Annotated in this window: 14 protein-coding genes; 5 read left to right on the top strand and 9 right to left on the bottom strand. The window is 54.2% G+C overall.

Going from position 1 to position 17,851, the window contains the following annotated elements; all coding sequences use genetic code 11:
• Window positions 1-110 precede the first annotated feature (110 nt).
• Entirely contained in the window at window positions 111-1,727 is a 1,617-nt protein-coding gene (locus C230_RS0111210) for a CPBP family glutamic-type intramembrane protease (RefSeq protein ID WP_018132129.1), read from the bottom strand.
• 256 nt (window positions 1,728-1,983) lie between these two features.
• On the opposite strand from C230_RS0111210, the gene mrdA reads away from it, so the two are divergent.
• The 3 genes from mrdA (at window position 1,984) to C230_RS0111195 (ending at window position 6,170) form a co-directional block, all read left to right on the top strand.
• The gene (gene mrdA / locus C230_RS0111205; protein ID WP_018132128.1) at window positions 1,984-3,897 is read left to right on the top strand and encodes a penicillin-binding protein 2; all 1,914 of its coding nucleotides are present in this window, start codon (window positions 1,984-1,986) and stop codon (window positions 3,895-3,897) included.
• 160 nt (window positions 3,898-4,057) lie between these two features.
• Window positions 4,058-4,930 (top strand): UTP--glucose-1-phosphate uridylyltransferase GalU, encoded by an 873-nt coding sequence (gene galU / locus C230_RS0111200; RefSeq protein WP_018132127.1) that lies wholly within the window; start codon window positions 4,058-4,060, stop codon window positions 4,928-4,930.
• A gap of 85 nt (window positions 4,931-5,015) precedes the next feature.
• On the top strand, window positions 5,016-6,170 hold the full coding sequence (locus C230_RS0111195; protein ID WP_156807435.1) for a hypothetical protein: 1,155 nt from the start codon (window positions 5,016-5,018) through the stop codon (window positions 6,168-6,170).
• A 47-nt stretch (window positions 6,171-6,217) separates the two neighbouring features.
• On the opposite strand, the gene C230_RS21405 is transcribed toward C230_RS0111195, so the two are convergent.
• The 3 genes from C230_RS21405 to C230_RS22580 form a co-directional block, all read right to left on the bottom strand.
• Window positions 6,218-7,843 (bottom strand): stalk domain-containing protein, encoded by a 1,626-nt coding sequence (locus C230_RS21405; RefSeq protein WP_018132125.1) that lies wholly within the window; start codon window positions 7,841-7,843, stop codon window positions 6,218-6,220.
• A gap of 215 nt (window positions 7,844-8,058) precedes the next feature.
• Entirely contained in the window at window positions 8,059-9,402 is a 1,344-nt protein-coding gene (locus tag C230_RS0111185) for an ArnT family glycosyltransferase (RefSeq protein ID WP_018132124.1), read from the bottom strand.
• Window positions 9,403-9,445: 43 nt separating this feature from the next.
• Window positions 9,446-10,942, bottom strand: coding sequence for a S41 family peptidase (locus tag C230_RS22580; RefSeq protein ID WP_018132123.1), 1,497 nt, complete (start codon window positions 10,940-10,942; stop codon window positions 9,446-9,448).
• A gap of 157 nt (window positions 10,943-11,099) precedes the next feature.
• Here C230_RS22580 and C230_RS0111175 point away from each other — a divergent pair, with 157 nt between their 5' ends.
• On the top strand, window positions 11,100-12,422 hold the full coding sequence (locus tag C230_RS0111175) for a glycosyltransferase family 39 protein (RefSeq protein WP_018132122.1): 1,323 nt from the start codon (window positions 11,100-11,102) through the stop codon (window positions 12,420-12,422).
• A 42-nt stretch (window positions 12,423-12,464) separates the two neighbouring features.
• Here C230_RS0111175 and C230_RS0111170 read toward each other — a convergent pair whose 3' ends face one another.
• From C230_RS0111170 to C230_RS21395, 4 genes are all read right to left on the bottom strand, one after another.
• A complete protein-coding gene (locus C230_RS0111170) occupies window positions 12,465-12,893 on the bottom strand; it encodes a GtrA family protein (protein WP_018132121.1) in 429 nt (142 codons plus the stop codon).
• Window positions 12,890-13,888 (bottom strand): glycosyltransferase family 2 protein, encoded by a 999-nt coding sequence (locus tag C230_RS0111165; RefSeq protein ID WP_018132120.1) that lies wholly within the window; start codon window positions 13,886-13,888, stop codon window positions 12,890-12,892. Before C230_RS0111165 ends, C230_RS0111170 begins: the two co-directional genes overlap by 4 nt.
• Window positions 13,889-13,925: 37 nt before the next feature.
• Window positions 13,926-14,231 (bottom strand): hypothetical protein, encoded by a 306-nt coding sequence (locus C230_RS0111160; protein WP_018132119.1) that lies wholly within the window; start codon window positions 14,229-14,231, stop codon window positions 13,926-13,928.
• A gap of 106 nt (window positions 14,232-14,337) precedes the next feature.
• Window positions 14,338-16,200: an S-layer homology domain-containing protein gene (locus tag C230_RS21395; RefSeq protein WP_018132118.1), complete on the bottom strand. Its 1,863-nt coding sequence runs from the start codon at window positions 16,198-16,200 to the stop codon at window positions 14,338-14,340.
• Window positions 16,201-16,397: 197 nt separating this feature from the next.
• On the opposite strand from C230_RS21395, the gene C230_RS0111145 reads away from it, so the two are divergent.
• Entirely contained in the window at window positions 16,398-17,465 is a 1,068-nt protein-coding gene (locus C230_RS0111145) for an S-layer homology domain-containing protein (RefSeq protein ID WP_018132117.1), read from the top strand.
• Window positions 17,466-17,588: 123 nt separating this feature from the next.
• Here the strand turns inward: C230_RS0111145 and C230_RS20155 are convergent.
• Window positions 17,589-17,851 (bottom strand): S-layer homology domain-containing protein (locus C230_RS20155; protein ID WP_040393425.1); only part of this gene is annotated, 263 nt, incomplete at its 5' end.

The raw sequence follows: 17,851 nt of genomic DNA, 5'->3' as shown, positions 1-17,851 counted from the left end.
GGGCTGAACCGAATCACCCGATGTGCCAACGAAAAAAATCACAAGCCCACCCGGCGGCACATTTCCGGTCTGACCGGAACCTGTCGGCGCACCGGGCGGCCCGCTTCCGGTCAGGCTGCCGCCTGCTGCCGAACCAATTTTGGCTGCAGCAGGTGACTGTAGCGGCCGATCAGCGCTGGCAGCAGCAGCCAGCCGACCGCCCACGCGCGATCCGCCCAGGTCCCCTCAAACAGCAGAGGCAAACACATCAGCACCGTATCAAAAATCGCATGGGCAAAAATCACCGTCTCCAGGTCGTAACGCAGAAAACACCAGCCGATCAACATGCCGAGCAGCGTCAATTCAACAAACCGCGTGTAGAAAGGATGCACGGGATAAAGCGAGTGCGCAAGCGCCCAAACCATAGCGGGCAGCAGCAGCGCCAGGAACGTGCTGCGGCAATATCGCTTGACCAGTCCGATCCCCAGCAGGCGAAACGTGATTTCCTCGCCGATGCCGGCCGTCCACGCGAGCAGCGGGAACAGACCGGGCACCAGGAAGTTCCACGGCGTCATTGTAAAATCGTTCTCCTGCCATACGTCGAAATAGGTTTCCGACACCCAATAAAAAATCGCCTGCACCCCCAGCCACACAAGCGCCAGCAGGTACCCGCGCAGCGCGGCCGCGCGCACCCGTTGCGGCCAACCGGCGTCCCCCCACCGCAACCATTTTCCCGGCCACAACCGTTCCTGCAGCACCCCGCCGGCGACAGCCGTCAGATAAGTGCTGCCGCTCGACAGCACAGCCAACGCGGTCATCCCGGCCGCCGTCAGCCACATCGTCACATCCACCGGGACATCAAGTCCCACAATGCCGGTTGCCGCCTGCGGCCACTCGTTCAGGCCGGTTGCCACCGCAACCCCCAGCAGAACCAGCCCCGACGCGAGACCACGCTGCCAATCGACCTCCCGTCTGGGATACACAAATGCCACCACCAACGAAAAGATCACCAATAGGATCGTTCCGATGAGACTGATCCCGGTCAAAATCGCGCCGAGCGTCCGCTGTTTGGCAAACCATTCCTGATCCGCTTTCGGAATCTCGTAATCGGTCCAATAGGCGGTGACCTGATCGCCCGTAATCCCCACTTCGTAAATCAGCCGCGAATCCCCGACGTGCCACGATGTATCGCGCCATGCGAATTGATACTCCCTCCACTGCCCTGCACCGCTATCATTGCCGCGCGAGGCTGCCCTGCCCCTTTCGGCAAGCACCAGCTTCTCCGTCTTAACGCCGTGCCGTTCCAGTTCCCGCTTCGCCAGAGCAAGCGCTTCCTGTTCCGACAGCAGCGGCTCATCCGGCCCCGCCTCGCGAATCAGCTCATAGCCCAAGACCCGGCCACTCGTTTCATCCACGTAAACCGTATAGGAATCCTTCCCAGGCCGAAAGAACGTGACAGCCCAATAGGCCAAGGGCCGGCGGCCGCCCTGCTTTGCGAATTCCCCATGCAGCCCGTGCCGTTTCAGGTAGGCGTCCATCTCCGAATCGCCCTCATAGAGAGCCGTTTGCATCATCCGCTCGACGGAAACCCCTTTCGACCGCAAAAAATCGGCAGCCTGCAAACCGGCCGCTTCGCGTGTTACCGTAACCTGGCCGACCGGCGTCTCATCCGGCCCTGACATCCAAACAAACACAGACAACCCAAGCAAAGCCAAAATCCACAGCACAGGGTGCTTGATCCGCCGCATCGACTCCAATCCTTTCGCTCATCGCCTTCCCGCATTATATAGCATATTTCGGCCGATAATTCCAGCGAACAGCGGGACATCCGCCGTCTCTCCCGCCACCTCGGCCGCCGCCCGGCACTTTTTCTATTAATTTCCGCCGGCAACCATTCACACTTTATCATTTTTTGTCACAAAATCCGGTTCAAAATCCACTGGTCTCTTGGTAGAATAGGATTGTCACCGTGTCCATCTATCCGGAATCGAAAGGGGCTTGCCGATGCAAAAGGAAAATCAGTCGCAGCACAGCGCACGCTTGCACAGTCTGTTTATGATTTTGTTTATCGGGCTGGTGCTGCTGCTGTTGCGTCTCAGTTACATCCAACTGGGAAAAGGCAAAGATTATGCGGCGATGGCGGAAGCCAACCGCTATGTGCAGCAGGTCCTGCCGGCTCCACGCGGTCAATTTTTGGACCGCAACGGCGAGATTCTGGTTACCAATAAACCGTCGTTCACGATTCAGTTTACCAATTCGGACGAACAGGTGGAAAAACAGATTCCGGCGATCGCCGAGCGGCTCGTGCAACTGCTGAACGATCCGAATGACAAGGAAAAAATCAGCAAAGACGAAATGATCGCCATCATGCAAGGGAAGAAAGACAACCTGCCGAAGTCGACTCCGCGCAAGGTGAAGGTGAACGCGACCGAACTGCAGGTCGCCCGGGTCAAGGAACATCTGAACGAACTGCCCGGAATCACCGTGATTCCGGAAGCGTTGCGTGACTATCGATACAAAACGTTTGCCTCGCATGTCTTTGGCTACCTGAACTCGATCAAACCCGAAATGTGGAAAGAGTATAAAGACAAGGGCTACCGGATGACCGACCGGGTCGGCTACACCGGGTTGGAAAAGCAATATGAGGATTACTTGCGCGGAAAAGACGGTGCGACCCGGGTCGAGGTCAATATTTACGGGGATCCGGTGCACCGGGGCGGCAGCGCCGAATTTATCGAGAAACCGGTACCCGGTGACGATTTGGTCCTGACGCTCGACAAAAAACTGCAGCAAGTAACCGAACAAGCGCTGGCGGAACGGGTCAATGCCCTGAAGGGGCGCGGCGTGAAGCACGCCGCTGCCGTTGCCATGGATCCCAACACGGGAGAAGTGTTGGCAATGGCGAGTTACCCGCCGTTCGATCCGAACCACTGGTTAAACGGGATTTCCGACGAAAACTACAAGCTGTTTCAACAGGCCGAGTGGAACTACGCGGCCGAATATCCCATTGAGCCGGGATCAACCGTCAAAATGCTGTCCGTCCTGATGGGAATCAAGGAAGGCGTGATCCGGCCGAACGAGCTGATCTGGTGCGGCGGCAGCCTGAACATTGCGAGCTACAGGGCAGGCGACTGGAACCCGGGCGGGCATGGCTCGATCGATGGAAAAAAAGCGATTGCAGAGTCTTGCGACGTCTACATGTACACCATTGGCATGCGGCTGGCCAAAACGAATTTGCTTTCCCAGATGAGCGTCGGAACTTGGGCGCAAAAATATGACCTGCCGGCAATTGAAAAACTGAAGCAGTACCAGCACGAATTCGGTCTCGGTGTCAAAACGGGCATCGATCTGCCGTTCGAAGACGTCGGCCGTTACAATTACGCCAAGGATACAGCCGTGAACCTGCCGTTTATGTTGATCGGGCAGAACGAGGCGTTCACGCCTCTGCAAATTGCACAATACGTCAGCACGATCGCGAACAACGGCAAGCGGATGAAACCGTATCTGGTCAAGCAGATCAAGGATCCAAACGGAAAAATCGTCAAGGAAACGCAGCCCGAAGTATTGAACACCGTGTCTTTTCCGGCCGAACTGTTGCAATACGTACGGGACGGAATGCGGGACGTGACGCACGCCCCCTACGGGACTGCCAGCTATACGTTCGGGAACAAACCGTACGACGTAGCCGGCAAGACGGGGACCTCGGAAACCGGCCGCGGTACGGAAAACTATTGGTTTGTCGGATTCGCCCCGTACAACAATCCGAAAATCGTCGTATCCACCGTCGTGATCGACGGGCCCCTCAACGCGCACTCGTATGAAATGGCCGGGCCCATCGCCGAGAAGATGCTGGATGCTTATTTCAACGTGGAAACCAAACCGGATCAAAAGAAACCGACCAGCGCCCCGCAAGAATAATCAAGCAGCAGCCATTGTGCACCGCCGGTCACAATGGCTGCTGTTTTGTGGCTCGAGCTGCCGCGAGGCGGCTGTCCGGTGTCCTTGTTTTGCCAGAAAGGAATTCCTGACTTTTTGTCGAATACCTTTTTAACACTCTATCAAAAAGGAGTCATTTTTCATGTCGATTCGCAAGGCGGTCATACCCGCTGCCGGACTGGGAACCCGGTTTCTCCCTGCTACCAAGGCACAGCCGAAAGAGATGCTGCCGATCGTGGACAAGCCCACCATTCAATATATTGTGGAAGAAGCGGTTGCTTCCGGCATCCAGGACATTCTGATCATCACGGGACGCAACAAACGGGCGATCGAGGATCATTTTGACCGTTCCATCGAACTGGAACTGCTGTTGGAAAGCAAAGATCAAAAGGATTTGCTGGAAGAAACGCGCCACATTTCCGATATGGCGAACATCCATTACATCCGTCAGAAAGAGGCGCTCGGTCTCGGACACGCCGTGCTTTGCGCGAAGAACTTCATCAGCAATGAGCCGTTCGCGGTGCTGTTGGGGGATGACATCGTCAACAGCCACACACCCGCACTGAGGCAGCTGATTGACGTTTACGAAAAATATCAGGCCAGCGTTCTCGGAGTGCAACAAGTGCCTGCAGAGGAAACGCATCGTTACGGAATTGTGGCGCCGACAGCCCAGGGGGATCGCGCCTTCCCGGTCAGCCACGTGGTGGAAAAGCCGATCTCCAACCCGCCATCCAATCTTGCGATCATTGGACGTTACATTCTTGAGCCGGAAGTATTTGCCTACCTGGAAGCGACCGAACCGGGCGTCGGCGGCGAAATCCAGCTGACCGATGCAATTGACGCCCTGTGCAGCCACCGGCGAGTGTATGCATGTGAGATCGCGGGCAAACGGTATGACATCGGGGACAAGCTCGGCTATCTGAAAGCGAATCTGGAATTTGCCCTAGAGCGGTCCGAAATGAAAGACAAGCTGGCGGAGTATTTGCGGGGATTGTTGAACGAACAAGGAATCTGACGCCTGTCAGGTTCCTTGTTTGACGAAGACCCGACTGTTCGCGCTATGTGGAGCGATTTGAAAGGAAGTGGGCGGATCTTTGCGCATGTTTCCATTTATCCTTCTCGTATTTTTCGTCAACAAACTATTGGTTGTCATTCCCGCTTTTTTTGCAACGTGCGGCAGAATCGATGAACTCTCGATTTCCGGCTGTCTCCGTTATGCATTGGTCGACAATTTCTTTTATTGGGATGCGGGTTGGTACGGACAGATTGCGGAGAGGGGTTATGATCCGAAAAGCGCTGCATTTTTCCCTTTCTATCCGATCCTGTTGGCTGCTGCCAAACATTTTATGTCCATTCCGGCAGCAGGTGTCCTGATTTCGAACGGTTGCTTTTTGGTTCTGCTGTTTTTTGCCTACAAGTTGATTGCAATCGACTATGACGAGACGGAAACTCGCAAAATCATGTGGTTGATTGCCGTTTACCCCACTTCGTTCTTTTTTTCGGCGGTGTATACGGAAGCGCTCTATTTCATGCTGATGCTGATGACGCTTTATTATATTCGAACAAGTTCGTGGACAAGAGCTGCAATGAGCGGTTCGCTGCTGAGCATCACAAGAAATACGGGGGTGTTTTTAACGCTTGCGTATACACTGGAATATTTCAATCTGAAAAGCTGGAATGATGTATGGCTGTTCTTCCGCGGCGGATTTCGCCGATTTTTGAACAAGCGGAGCGCGTCGGTTCTGCTCGTGTTGGTCATGCTTCTTCCGTTTTTTGCATATATGGCGTATTTGCAGTTGAAATTTCACGATCCGTTTGCGTTCTCCCGCTCCCAGCCGCTGTTTGGCAGAGGGTTTTACAACCCGTTGCTGACTTTTACCGAAGGGATCGCTTATAACTTCAACTATTTGTTGACGCATCCCTTTAACTGGTACTGGATCTATTTTTTTGCGGAGGGTTTGTTCGTTCTGTTGACCGCAGTTGTGCTGTTGTTCACGTTCCGCAAACTGAGATTGTCGTATTGGATCTTGATGTTGATTTTGTTCCTGATTCCTTTATCCGCGCCCGCAAGAGGACAAGTGGTCGACTATTTCGTCAGTTACACGCGGTATTCCTTGGTGATTTTCCCGCTCTATTTGGGGCTGTATGAACTTTTCAAAGCAAATAGATGGCTGTATTATGCCCTCTGCCTTCTTTTCGGGCTGCTGCTCACGGTGTTCGTTTACAGCTGGTCGCTGCATCGCTGGGTGGCGTAACAACGGAAGGCCCCGCATGACTTTTGCAGGGCCTGCCCATCGGCTCGCTATAACGATTGCACTCGCAGGATTTCGATGCCTAATAGACGATTGGTTTCCAGGTAATCGTTGGAGCCGTTTGTGAAAGACTTCCACCCGTTTAATAGAAAATACTCCCCATAGCCGTACTGGATCGCAAAACCGGCAAAACGAACCCCATTCCCCTGCTCCACCACCTCTTGTTCCAGAGCAAGCCCCACATACACCACATCGATTTCGCCGGCGCCGGCCGCTTGTCTCAGCTGGCCGCCGCTAAGACCGCTGACCGTTCCATCCGGTAATACCGTAACCGTATACTCGCCGGGCGGCAGCGAATACACACGCCACTGCGTCTGCCCTTTCGGTAAAAGCAAGAATTGGCCGTGGAACTCATCCGTCACCCGGAATGTGATTTGCACTCCCCGGTCAGTTCGCTGGATCAGATTGTCGAGATACGCATTGAAGTTTGTTTCAAAACTCTGGGCTGACAGCCCAAACACAGAGCGAAACGGATCCTGCCACAATTGTTTCGAACGGGACAAATAATCGAGTACCTTGTCATAACCGTAGGTCCCAATCAGGTACTCAACTGCCGCCCAGTCCTGGATCTCAACATTGTAGCCTGGGCGGGCGGCAATCGTTTGCTCCGAATCGCTCAGCAACCCGATCAGCCGGCCATCCTGTTTCACCTTTAGTATATATTGCTTAAGCTCCGCCTTGCGTCCTTCGGACACCACATTGGGCAGATTTTCATATTCCAGCTGCAGCGCCTGGTGCCAAGCGAGCCCTTCGTTCAACCAGCTCGGCATCACGTTCAGCCCGTTTTGGAAAAACAGAACGTGTGTCAATTCGTGCGCCAGCACATTTTTCAAATCGCTTTCCGCAGGATGTTCCGATAACGGAATGAAGACGTCATTCCCCTTGGCCAATCCATCAGTAAACTGTGCCACTTCGTCCACGTTCACGGGATGGGCGGGTTGCGCGAGCATCACTTGCCGGTATCCTGCTTTGTCGGCCGCCAGATACACACGAACCGGCTGCGTGAACCGCAGGCGAAACGCTTGCGCGACCTTCTGGCCGATACGGCCGTTTTGCAACAAGTTTTGAATCTGTTGCATTTTGTCCGGCGATACCCTGCCGTCCCCGTTCACCACCTCGATCTGCGGTGATGTTTCCGCATTCGCCGCGGAGGAAGCGGTTTGCACGAAAACGGTCAACGGCGTGGTGGCAGACGCCGGTTTCCAATCCACTTGCGCTCCCAACGCCTCTGACACAAACCGCAACGGAATCAGCGTCCGGTTTTGCACCAGCTGTGCCTCGACATCCATTTGGATCGCCTGCCCGTTGCGATACACCAGCTTGCTGCCGATGGGAATCCGGACCGTCACCCCGTCCTTATTCGCATAAGCGGTTCTCGTAGCCCCGTCCCACCAGACATTGGCGCCCAACGCTTCCAGCAATGCGCGGAAAGGGACAAACGTCCGGTCCTGAATGATCTGCGGCGGCACGTCAAAACTGAGCGGCTTCCCGTTCAATAACACCACAACATCCGGCCCTGCCGCCTGCGTTGGCTGAGACGCTGCAGAGAGTCCGACGATCACCGCCAATCCAGCAACCCAATGTTTCAGCCTGAGGGGTATCCACCGATTCTTCATAAGCAGTCCTCCTCTTCCCCGTATCCTGGCGCGATGCCCGTCGGCTTGCCACCCACAATGGATACATTCGACAGCCAAACGCCCAGTACCTGTTTTGGCTGAGGCAAAGCGGTCAATTGCTGACACGTTGATCACGTTTTTGTCAACTCCTGGCATCGAAGCGGAGGAACGAAACGTGGGTGATAGCAGCACTTCGCAAATTCTCCCCAGGGACCTCAGTCGTTTGTCAGGGCGGCCGACATCCGCGCCCCCATCCACGCAATCCCCAGCAAAAAAAACGGGAACATCACAAACATATAGCGCGGCTGTCCTTCAGAAGCGAAAATCACCATCGTAAAGAAAGCGACAAACAGAAGATTGATCACATGCAGTTGATTCATCTTCTGCCTGCGCAGCAAGTTGAAGAGAACCACCAGGCTGTAAAATGCCCCTCCTCCAACCACTACCAGGCCGGATACCCGTTCCGCCTGAATCAGCGGCTGGATCCATACGGGGTCGAATCGCAACTGTGCTTGCGACATGGTCCACTCCCAGATTTCGGCTCCCACGTTCAGATAACTGACGGCCAACCGCGTCAGCCCCAACAGCACGAACTTGTCCGGGTGCAGCCGAATCCAGCGGATCGCCTCTTGCCGCGCCAGCTTCATCGCATCCGCCTCGTTGTACTCTCCTTGCTCATTCAGAATGCGATCCGTCTTGAAAATCGAATTCGGAACTTTCATCACATCCATATAGATGCCTTGGCTCAAGTCATTGTTGTTGATATACAGTACAAAATCGCCGTTGGTTGAAATCGGAACAAACCGGTGGAACACCAGGTAATTGCGAATCGTCCACGGAGAAATCACGGCGGCCATCGTCAGCGTCACCGTCAGGACCGGAACTGCGATCCGGACGATGCGTCGCCTGATAGTCGCCGCAGCGTCCTGCTCCCGCTGCTGCCACCACACCAGCAGGCCATAAATCGCCGGCAACACGATAAAATACGGTTTGACGAGGCTCAGGAAACCCATCAGGCAGCCGAGCACCGGATGTCTCACCCACGGCCGGCCGATCCGATAAAAATGAATGCACAAGATGACCAGCAGCAAGGCTGCAGACAGAATCTCCGTGCTGATCACGCTGGTGTAGCTGATCGCGGGGGGAAAGATCGCCGTCAGAAACGCCGCCCACAATCCAATCCGTTCGCTGAAAAACCTGCTCCCCAACAGGTACATGCAAACCATCCATACCGTGCTGAGCCCTACATTTGCCAATTTGGCCGCCAAAATCGAAGGGTGCAGCGCATACACCGCGGCCAGAAAAAATGGATACCCCGGCGGCCGAAACGCCGTCGGATAATGAACCCCTGTCTGGATATAGAGGGTGTTGGACTTGATATAATCAAGCCCTTCCGGCAGTGTATAACGCCCAGTCTGAAGCAGGGACATCGCGAGATCATGATACCGCTTGAAATCATATACCGGTTGCGTGTTCACATAGTAAATCCACAGCAGGCGAAGTCCTGTGCCAAGTGCCAGGATCGCCAACAAGCAGGCCGTGGAGCGCGAGAATTTCAAAACTATACCTCCCATTTTAGCGTTCTCCCGCATGAGATGGGATTTAATCTGCAATCTCAATCGAATCCGGCGAAATGCTCAAACGATTCGGTTGCAAAGCAGCCTGAACCGCCTCGATCGACAGATAGGAAACTCCCGACTCTATGAAAAACGGCGTGTTGATCTGCAGGTCTTGGCCGTTGACCGACAGCACGTCGTTCGATACCGACAATTTGTAATTCCGGCCTTTATATTGGAACAAAATGGACCGCTCCTGCGGATTCCATGTGACTTCCGAACCCAACGCCTCCAGCACGAAACGCAGCGGAACGTACCGTTTCCCATTTTTCACGATCGTCTTTTGACCGGCCACCTCAACCTGATTCACATACGTTTTCTGGTTCGTCAAATCAAATCGAACCGCCTTGCTCCGCTCCGGATGAAGCGTTTCCAGGGCAACCGGCACCTGCAGTTCCTTGATGGCGACCGATCGATCCGGTTTGAGACCGCTGCCTTGCGGCGACGAGCCGTCGGCAAAATAAAACTGGCCGACCGTCAGCTTCAAAATATCGCCGTTCGCCAACTGCATCCCTCGCTGCATGACCCCCTTGCCATACGTCCGCTGGCCGATCAGCTTTGCGCGGTGGTTTGCCTGCAACGCGCCCGCCAAAAGTTCGGATGCGCTGGCGCTCCCTTGATCAACCAGCACCGCCACCGGCAGATCGACGCCCTCCAAATCTGCGTTGATTTGCTGTTCCGACTGCCGCTCCTTCAATTGAACGATTAATCCCTCTCGCAAAAAGCGGTCCGCAATATGCACGGCCGAATCGAGCAGTCCGCCGCCATTTCCCCGCACATCCAGCACCAGCGATTTGATGCCTTTGCGCTGCAGGTCGGCCAGCGCGAGATCGAACTCCTGCCCGGCCGACTCGCTGAAAGACAGGATGCGAATATAACCGGTCTCTGGGTCCAACAATGTGGATGTGACCGCCGGAAGTGTGATCGCGCGCCGGGTGACCGTTACGGAAAAGGGGTTTTGTCCGGCCCGTTCGATTGTCAACGTGACCGCACTTCCCGCCTGCCCCCGGATCCAGCCGGAAACTTCCTGGATCGGTTTCCCCTTTGTGTCGTGACCGTCGATCGCAAGAATCCGATCCCCTTTTTTCAATCCTGCCGATACAGCGGGAGACGACGGGAATACCTCATCGACCAGGTATCCGCTTTCGTCCTGTCCAAGCCGGATCCCGATCCCCGCGTAACTCTGGTTAATCGCATTCACGAACTCTTGGTATTCTTCCGCGGTAAAATATTCCGAATACGGATCGTTCAGGGCATCCAGCATTCCCTGCACAGCGCCCCGAAGCAGCTTGTTCTCGCCGATATTCGACCAGTGCAGGTCACGCAGCGTTTCGAACACCTGAAACAGAGTGGCCTCATTTTTGCTAATCGATTGTTCTTCCGCCAGAACCGATGCGGGGAAAACGGCCGCTCCCGCCGGCACTGCCAAGCCGGCTGCAAGCACCGCCGCGGTCCATTTCTTTCGCCATGACCATTCCCACATACTCTTCCTGTCTCCTCTCCCCACGCTTTGGTACCATCTCCCTATGGACATTCGACATCCCCTGACTTTTATCCTTTCGTTTGAAGACCTTATACATAGAGTGGAAAAAAAGTATAATGATACATATCTAGCGTGGCAAAGCGGAAGGAGGGAACCCATGAAACCAACAACACGGTTGCAAGCAGCAGACGCGATGTGCTTCGCGTTCATTACAGCCATCGGCGCGATTCTGCGGTATCTGTGGATCGTGCATGTGCCGAACGTGCCGGAATCCGATTTTCTCGGGTATTATAAAATCGCCGAAAGCGTCTACCACGACCAGGGCATCAGCTTGAACGGAAACCCGGTTGCATTCCAAGGCATGGCGTATCCTTTGGTGCTGGGGCTGTGTTTTAAAGCGATCGGCCAAACGGGACTGATCTATGCAAAGTATCTCAACGTGGCCTTGTCCGTCCTGACGATGGCCGTGTTGTTTTTCATTTATTGGCGGCTGTTTCCAAACAAAAAATGGACCTATGCCGCCTATGTTGCAACCGCCCTGCTGCCGAACTACATTGCCTATACAAGCGTGGTGGGGACGGAAATCCTGTTCACCCTGTTTCTTTCCGTCACACTCCTGCTGCAGCTGTCCAATTTTGACAAACGTCTGCGATATCCGCTGCTCGGTGTTTTCATTGCTTTCGCCTCGTTGACACGGCCTTTTTTCATCGCCTACCCCGCCGCGTTTGCGGCGGCCGAGTGGATTCGCAGCAAATCGGTGCGGGAAACGGCAATCGCCACTTTGTCGGTGTCGCTCGTGATGGCCGCCGTGATTGCACCCTGGACCTACCGCAATTACCAGACGTTCCACCTGTTCATCCCTGTCTCCCACAACGGCGGCTATGTGCTGTTTATCAACAACAACGACTACAACTGGCACGGCGGCTGGCTGGACCCGCAATACATTCAAGTTTCGGACGAGTTCAAACAAAAGTTTGTGGAGAGAGGCACCACCTATCCCGAGCATCCGCCGCAGACGGATGAGCTGTATAAAGAAGCGGCCAAACAGTGGATTTTCAGCCATCCGATCGAGTTCCTGCAGCTAGGGACCCTCCGTTTGAAAAATACATTTTTCAATGGAGCGGCCGATATTGAAAAATGGACCATGAACCAGCTGCGGCAGCCTTCGCACGGCGTACGGTTCGAACGAACACTCAATCTGTTCCTGTCGTTCAGCAGCGTGGTCGTGTATCTGCTCAGTTCGTTCGGGTTCGTATACACGCTGCTAAACTTGAAACGTCTTGCCGCAAGCCTGTTTCGCAAATCATCCGCAATTGGCTTCGGTACGACCGTTGTGACGCTGAACATCGCGTTTTTCTCCGCCGTCTATTTCGTCACGGAGGGACAACCCCGCTACAATTTTCCGGTGCTGCTGTTTTTTATCATCGCAACGGTCTCGTACATCGGAGTTTTGGCCAGGGAGAGCGGGAGTCAGGCCTGAAGGAAAATGGCGGAGCAAAGGCACACTCCGCCACTCTGGTTGTCAATTCTTCTCGAAAACGGCTGCACCCGGCTTCTGTCGGAACGCAAAAAATCGTTGGCCCAGATAATTGGTCACCGTATAAACGCCGGTGCTGACGAGAACGGCGAGATTTTCCACGATTTTGTTGTCCGTCCGGCCAAACACGGAGAGCAGGAGTGAGGACAGAAGCAATCCCAGCCAATAGGAAATGGCGTAGCATGTGAGAATCACCAGAGCAAACTTCCAAAAGCTGCTTTTGATGCTCACATCCGACCGAAACGTAAAGCTCCGGTTGAGAAAATAACTGCAGACCGCCCCGATGCTGTTCCCCAAAAAAGTGGACCACCAATAGTTCAATCCAACCGCGTTCAGCAGCAGGTACGTGGAGGACAGCCCCACCAACGTATTCAACACGCCGACCAACAGAAACCTAGCGAACGAATGGTTCATACGCGAACCCGTTCCCGTGCCGCACTCCGAATGGAAGACAGCTCTTCCTCCACGATATAGAGAGGACGCCGCTTCACTTCCTTGTAAATTTTTCCGATGTATTCGCCGATCAAGCCAAGGCTCAACAGTTGAATTCCCCCGATAAACCAGATCGAGATCATCAGGGAAGCCCATCCGCTCACCGTATCCCCCTGCAGCTTGTCGACCAGCACGTACACTCCAGCCAAAATGCTGATCAGGAAAAACAGAAAGCCGGCAACCGTCACCAGCCGAATCGGTGTCACGCTGAAAGACGTGATTCCGTCAAACGCAAACGACAGCATTTTCTTCAGCGGGTACTTCGACTCGCCGGCAAACCGCTCATGCCGGTCGTAGTAGACCTCTGTCGATTTGAAGCCGATCAACGGGATGATGCCGCGCAGGAACAAATTGACTTCCTTAAAATTCTCCAGGTTGTCGAGCACCCGTTTGCTGGTCAGCCGATAGTCGGCATGGTTGTACACGATATCGACGCCCATCCATTGCATCAACCGGTAAAACCACAACGCGGTGGACCGCTTGAACGCCGTGTCGGTCGCACGGCTTCTGCGAACCCCGTACACCACCTCATAGCCTTCATGGAACTTCAAGATAAACTCGCGAATCACATCGACATCGTCCTGCAGGTCGGCGTCGATCGAAATCACGCAGTCGGACGTCTGTTTCGCCTTCATCAGTCCGGCCAGCAGCGCGCTCTGATGGCCCGCATTGTGAGCCAGTTTAAGTCCAGTCACATATGGATTGGACTGGTTGTATTGCACTATGATGTCCCATGTCCGGTCCCGGCTCCCGTCGTCCACAAACAAGACGGTGCTTTCCTCGGCGATCAGGCGTTCCCGGATCAGTCCGTCAAGCACCTTGCTTAACCGGCCGATCGTTTCCGGCAGCACCTCTTCTTCGTTATAGCAGGGCACCACGATCGTCAGGACAGGAGGTACATCCTCATATGTGTTCATGCATCGTTCACCCCTTGCTTTTACACGTCCCCTATAACTATATCATAGACAACCGAAAACTCCACATTCCTTCCAGCTGATCCAAGCGATCTGTAAGCCGTTCCTCCATCGCCTTCATTTCCGCGCTGAGCGATTTGATCTCGGCGTTTTGCTGCTCAAGTCGCTCATTCATCCGGTCCTCCAGCGCCTCAAATCGATCGTTCATACGGGCTTCCAACGCCTTGATCGCGTCACTTTGCCCTTCAAAGCGCGCGTTGATTCGGGCCTCCAACGACTTAATCTCGGCACTTTGGATGTCCAACCGTTCCAAAATTTTGTTCAACAGCACTTTGGTTTCGTCCATCCCAACCGCCCCCCGTAACTTTCATTTATTATAACACACGGACAGCTACACAGGTGGTTATCGGTTGTCAGCCCTTATTGGCGCATCTTCCTGCCCGTTCGGACGATCACTTGACCAGTTTCGACAGGATTGCGGCAAACTCCTCGCGGGTGATCGGATTGTCGGGACGGAATGTCCCGTCCCCATACCCGCTGGCAATTCCGTTCGCGGCCAGAATGCCGATCGCATTGGCCGCCCAGTGGCCTTTTACATCATTGAATTTGTCACTGCCTGTCCCCTGCAGGCGGAATGCCTTGACCAGGATGGACGCCATCTGGCCGCGCGTTAACGATTCACCCGGATGGAACTTGCCGTCATACCCGGAAAAAATCCCCTCGGCCAGGACGGTCACAATATCCTGGTAATAGATGCTGTTCGGATCCAGGTCAGTCACATTCGGAGCGGGTCGGTTGCCCGTGTTCAACTGCAGGGCCTTCACCAACAGTTTTGCGCTTTGTTCGCGTGTAATATTTTGGGTCGGTTTGAATGTACCGTCCGGATAACCGCTGACAATCTTTTTGTTGACCAGCGCTTCGATAAACGGTTTCGACCAGCGATCAGCCGGGATGTCGGCAAACAGTGGCTGGTTCCCGCCAGGCATGCCACCCCGGCTGGGCAGCGGATCGCCCGGCTCCACTAACTTGATATAGTCGCCGTACACCCACCCGGTTTGGGAACCGGATTGCACTTTATACCAGTTGCCGATTCCTTTCCCCAGCACGTTCAGCGTGGTACCTTGCGGCAAGACCCCGTATTTTCCCGCAGACGTCGACGGCAGCGTACGAAAGTTGACATCTTCCGTCACAACGGCGGTCGTTCCCTGCGGATAGGTTTCAGTCAGCGTTGTATTGACCGGAGCCGGAATCGGGCCCGGCGGCTTCGGTGCCGTGACGGGCAGAATGCTCACTCCCTGATAGTCGTTTGCGTTGTACGGGCGGATGCGCGCCATAATCCCGGCAATCTTTTCGGACCAGTAGGGATCGGTCGCATAGTGCTTGTTCATACCCGCCAGCGTCGATCCTTCGTACCAAGTTCCGGTCGGACTCAAATACTGGGTGGCAACAAAATAGGCAACAAAATTAATGCAGTCCTCAATCGAGGCAAAATAAGCGGCCGACCCATATGGATCGGAATCGTATGCCATGTAGCCGAATATGTTGTTTTTGTCTTTTGCGATCATCGATTCGCCATAGTCGCTTTCCAAGATGGCATGCGCCGCCAGATAGTGTGCATTCACGCCGTATTTCGCCTGCGCGTCCAGAAACGCCTGGCCCTTGCCAATCAACGGGCTGGAAGGACGAACGCTGCGGATAAAATTATCAATGTCTGCCGCCTGTACACGGGTTGGCAAGCGAAGATCGAGCGTCAGGTAGGGAGGTGTATAGGAGCCTACCAGCAGGTCCCCATCCGCCGCGCGACGGTAGAATTGGTAGTTCGCATCACGGACGTACACATTGCCAGGCTGCAGCATCGCAGGAGCCGGCCCTACATAGAAAGAGGCGCTGCGAGCTTCCGGTGTGCCGATCACATGGTACAGCGCCCCGTCTCTCACTTCGTAAAAATTGGGCTCAGCAGGATACGGCGTAATGCGAAAGATGTTCGGATCATCCGGCGTTTTGGGGGCGATGTAGTCGCCAAACACCCAGCCGGTCTGATTTCCGACCTGGATTTGGTACCAGTTTTGCTCGTTGCGGCTGAGCACATTCACAGCCATCCCCGGCTGCAAAACGGATAGCACGGAATAGCTGGTCCCCGGGCCACTGCGGAAGTTGACCGTGTCGGTTATCACTCCTTGCGTCCCGGCCGGAAACGTTCCGACCGTCTGACGAAAATCGGCCGCATACACACTCCCGGCGAATGAACCCTGAATGGTGGCCCCGGCCAATAGGGCGCTCAGAGAAAACACATACAAAGATCGTTTGATTCCCATCTCCATACCTCACTCAAATGGATTTGCTGACTTAATAGATTCGCAAGAAAGCGGCAAAATCCTGTCTGAAATGACAAATTTCTCAACACACCAACAATTACCAATGATTTATTTTGTGTAAAATTCTTGTATTTCGCAAATCTGCCTTTATAATTTTAGTGGACCGCATGGACTCATACATAGGAGAGGAGCTGCCAATGAAGAAATCCGGTTGTTTGACTCAGAAAGTGTTGAAAACATGTTTGACCGCATGCCTTTTTCTGGGCCCCGCCGCATCCGCACATGCCATCGGGGCGGAAGATCTGCTGGCCAAATATCACCCGGTGGACATCGACAATCATTGGGCCACGGAAAAGCTGTATGACGCCGTGTACGCCGATGTAGTAAGCGGTTATGCCGAGGCGGACGGAAGCGTTAAGGTGAAACCCAATAACTCGATCACTCGCGCGGAGTTTGTCACCCTGCTGGTGAAATCATTGGGTTTGAAGAGTGATCAGGCAGGAAAGAGGTTTGAAGACGTACCTGCCGGCAGCTGGTATGCCGAATATGTTCGCATCGCCAGCTCCCTGGGTATTGTGAGCGGAGTCAGCGACACCCGTTTTGAGCCAAACCGTCTGATTCAGCGTGATGAGATGGCCACTTTGCTGGTAAAAGCTTTCTCTGCTTCCGTTTCCTTTAATGGGCAGCCGAAACCATTTACCGACGTGCCTGATTACTGGGCAAAACCGTATATTGAAAAGGCCAGCACCGGCGTCGTAAGCGGATATCCCGACGGACAGTTCAAACCATTTGCCCCGGCCACTCGCGCAGAAGCCGTCGCAATGCTGAAAAACGGCCTCAATATGGAGAAAAACGCTGCTCCCGATGATCAAGTACTCACAAACGTCGTTCTTGGGTTTGAACAAGCAAGCCTGTCCACATTCCAAAAGAAGGAATACAATCGTCTGGATGAACTGAACGCAAACTACAACACCGGTTTTTACCACGCACGGGTTGCGTTGGGCAACAAGGACATTCAATCTTTGGTTTCCGAAGGGTATACGGTAGAGGCAACCCTCAAAGGGCAACTATCAGCCCATGTACTCAATAAGACGAATCGCTTTGCCGCAGTGGAGCTTACAGGCGCCATTTATCAGGTCACCGTAACAAAAGGTGCTGAGTCCGTAACCATCACCAAGGATTCGAGCGGCACCGTGTTCCTGAAGAAGATGCCGGATGAAGGAACATGGAAAATGTACAACGTGGAACACACAAATCCGCAATAATCTTACCGGTTCCTGGTTAAAGGGGATGAAGGAGGAAAGGGCTGTGCGGCAGTCTGCTTTCGACTTGCGACACAGCCCTTTTTTGGTTCTCCAACCGAGTAACCGGTTGTTGGTTGTTGTGGGTTATTGTTGTCCGCTCGCCTGCCCGGAAACGGTGTTGCCGGAAGTGTTGCCGGAAGTGTTGCCGGAAGTGTTGCCGGAAGTGTTGCCGGAAGTGTTGCCGGAAGTGTTGCCGGAAGTGTTGCCGGAAGTGCTGGTTCCGGTTTGGTCTCCCACGATCACAATGCCGTTATCCTGCAATTTATCAAGCAGTACGGCAGCCTCGGCGCGAGTGAGAACCCGTTCCGGCTTGAACGATCCGTCTCCGTACCCGTGAATCAATTCAT

This window comes from Effusibacillus pohliae DSM 22757 (genome assembly GCF_000376225.1).
Lineage (GTDB): Bacteria > Bacillota > Bacilli > Tumebacillales > Effusibacillaceae > Effusibacillus > Effusibacillus pohliae.
This window is presented reverse-complemented; position numbering and strand designations above follow the sequence as displayed.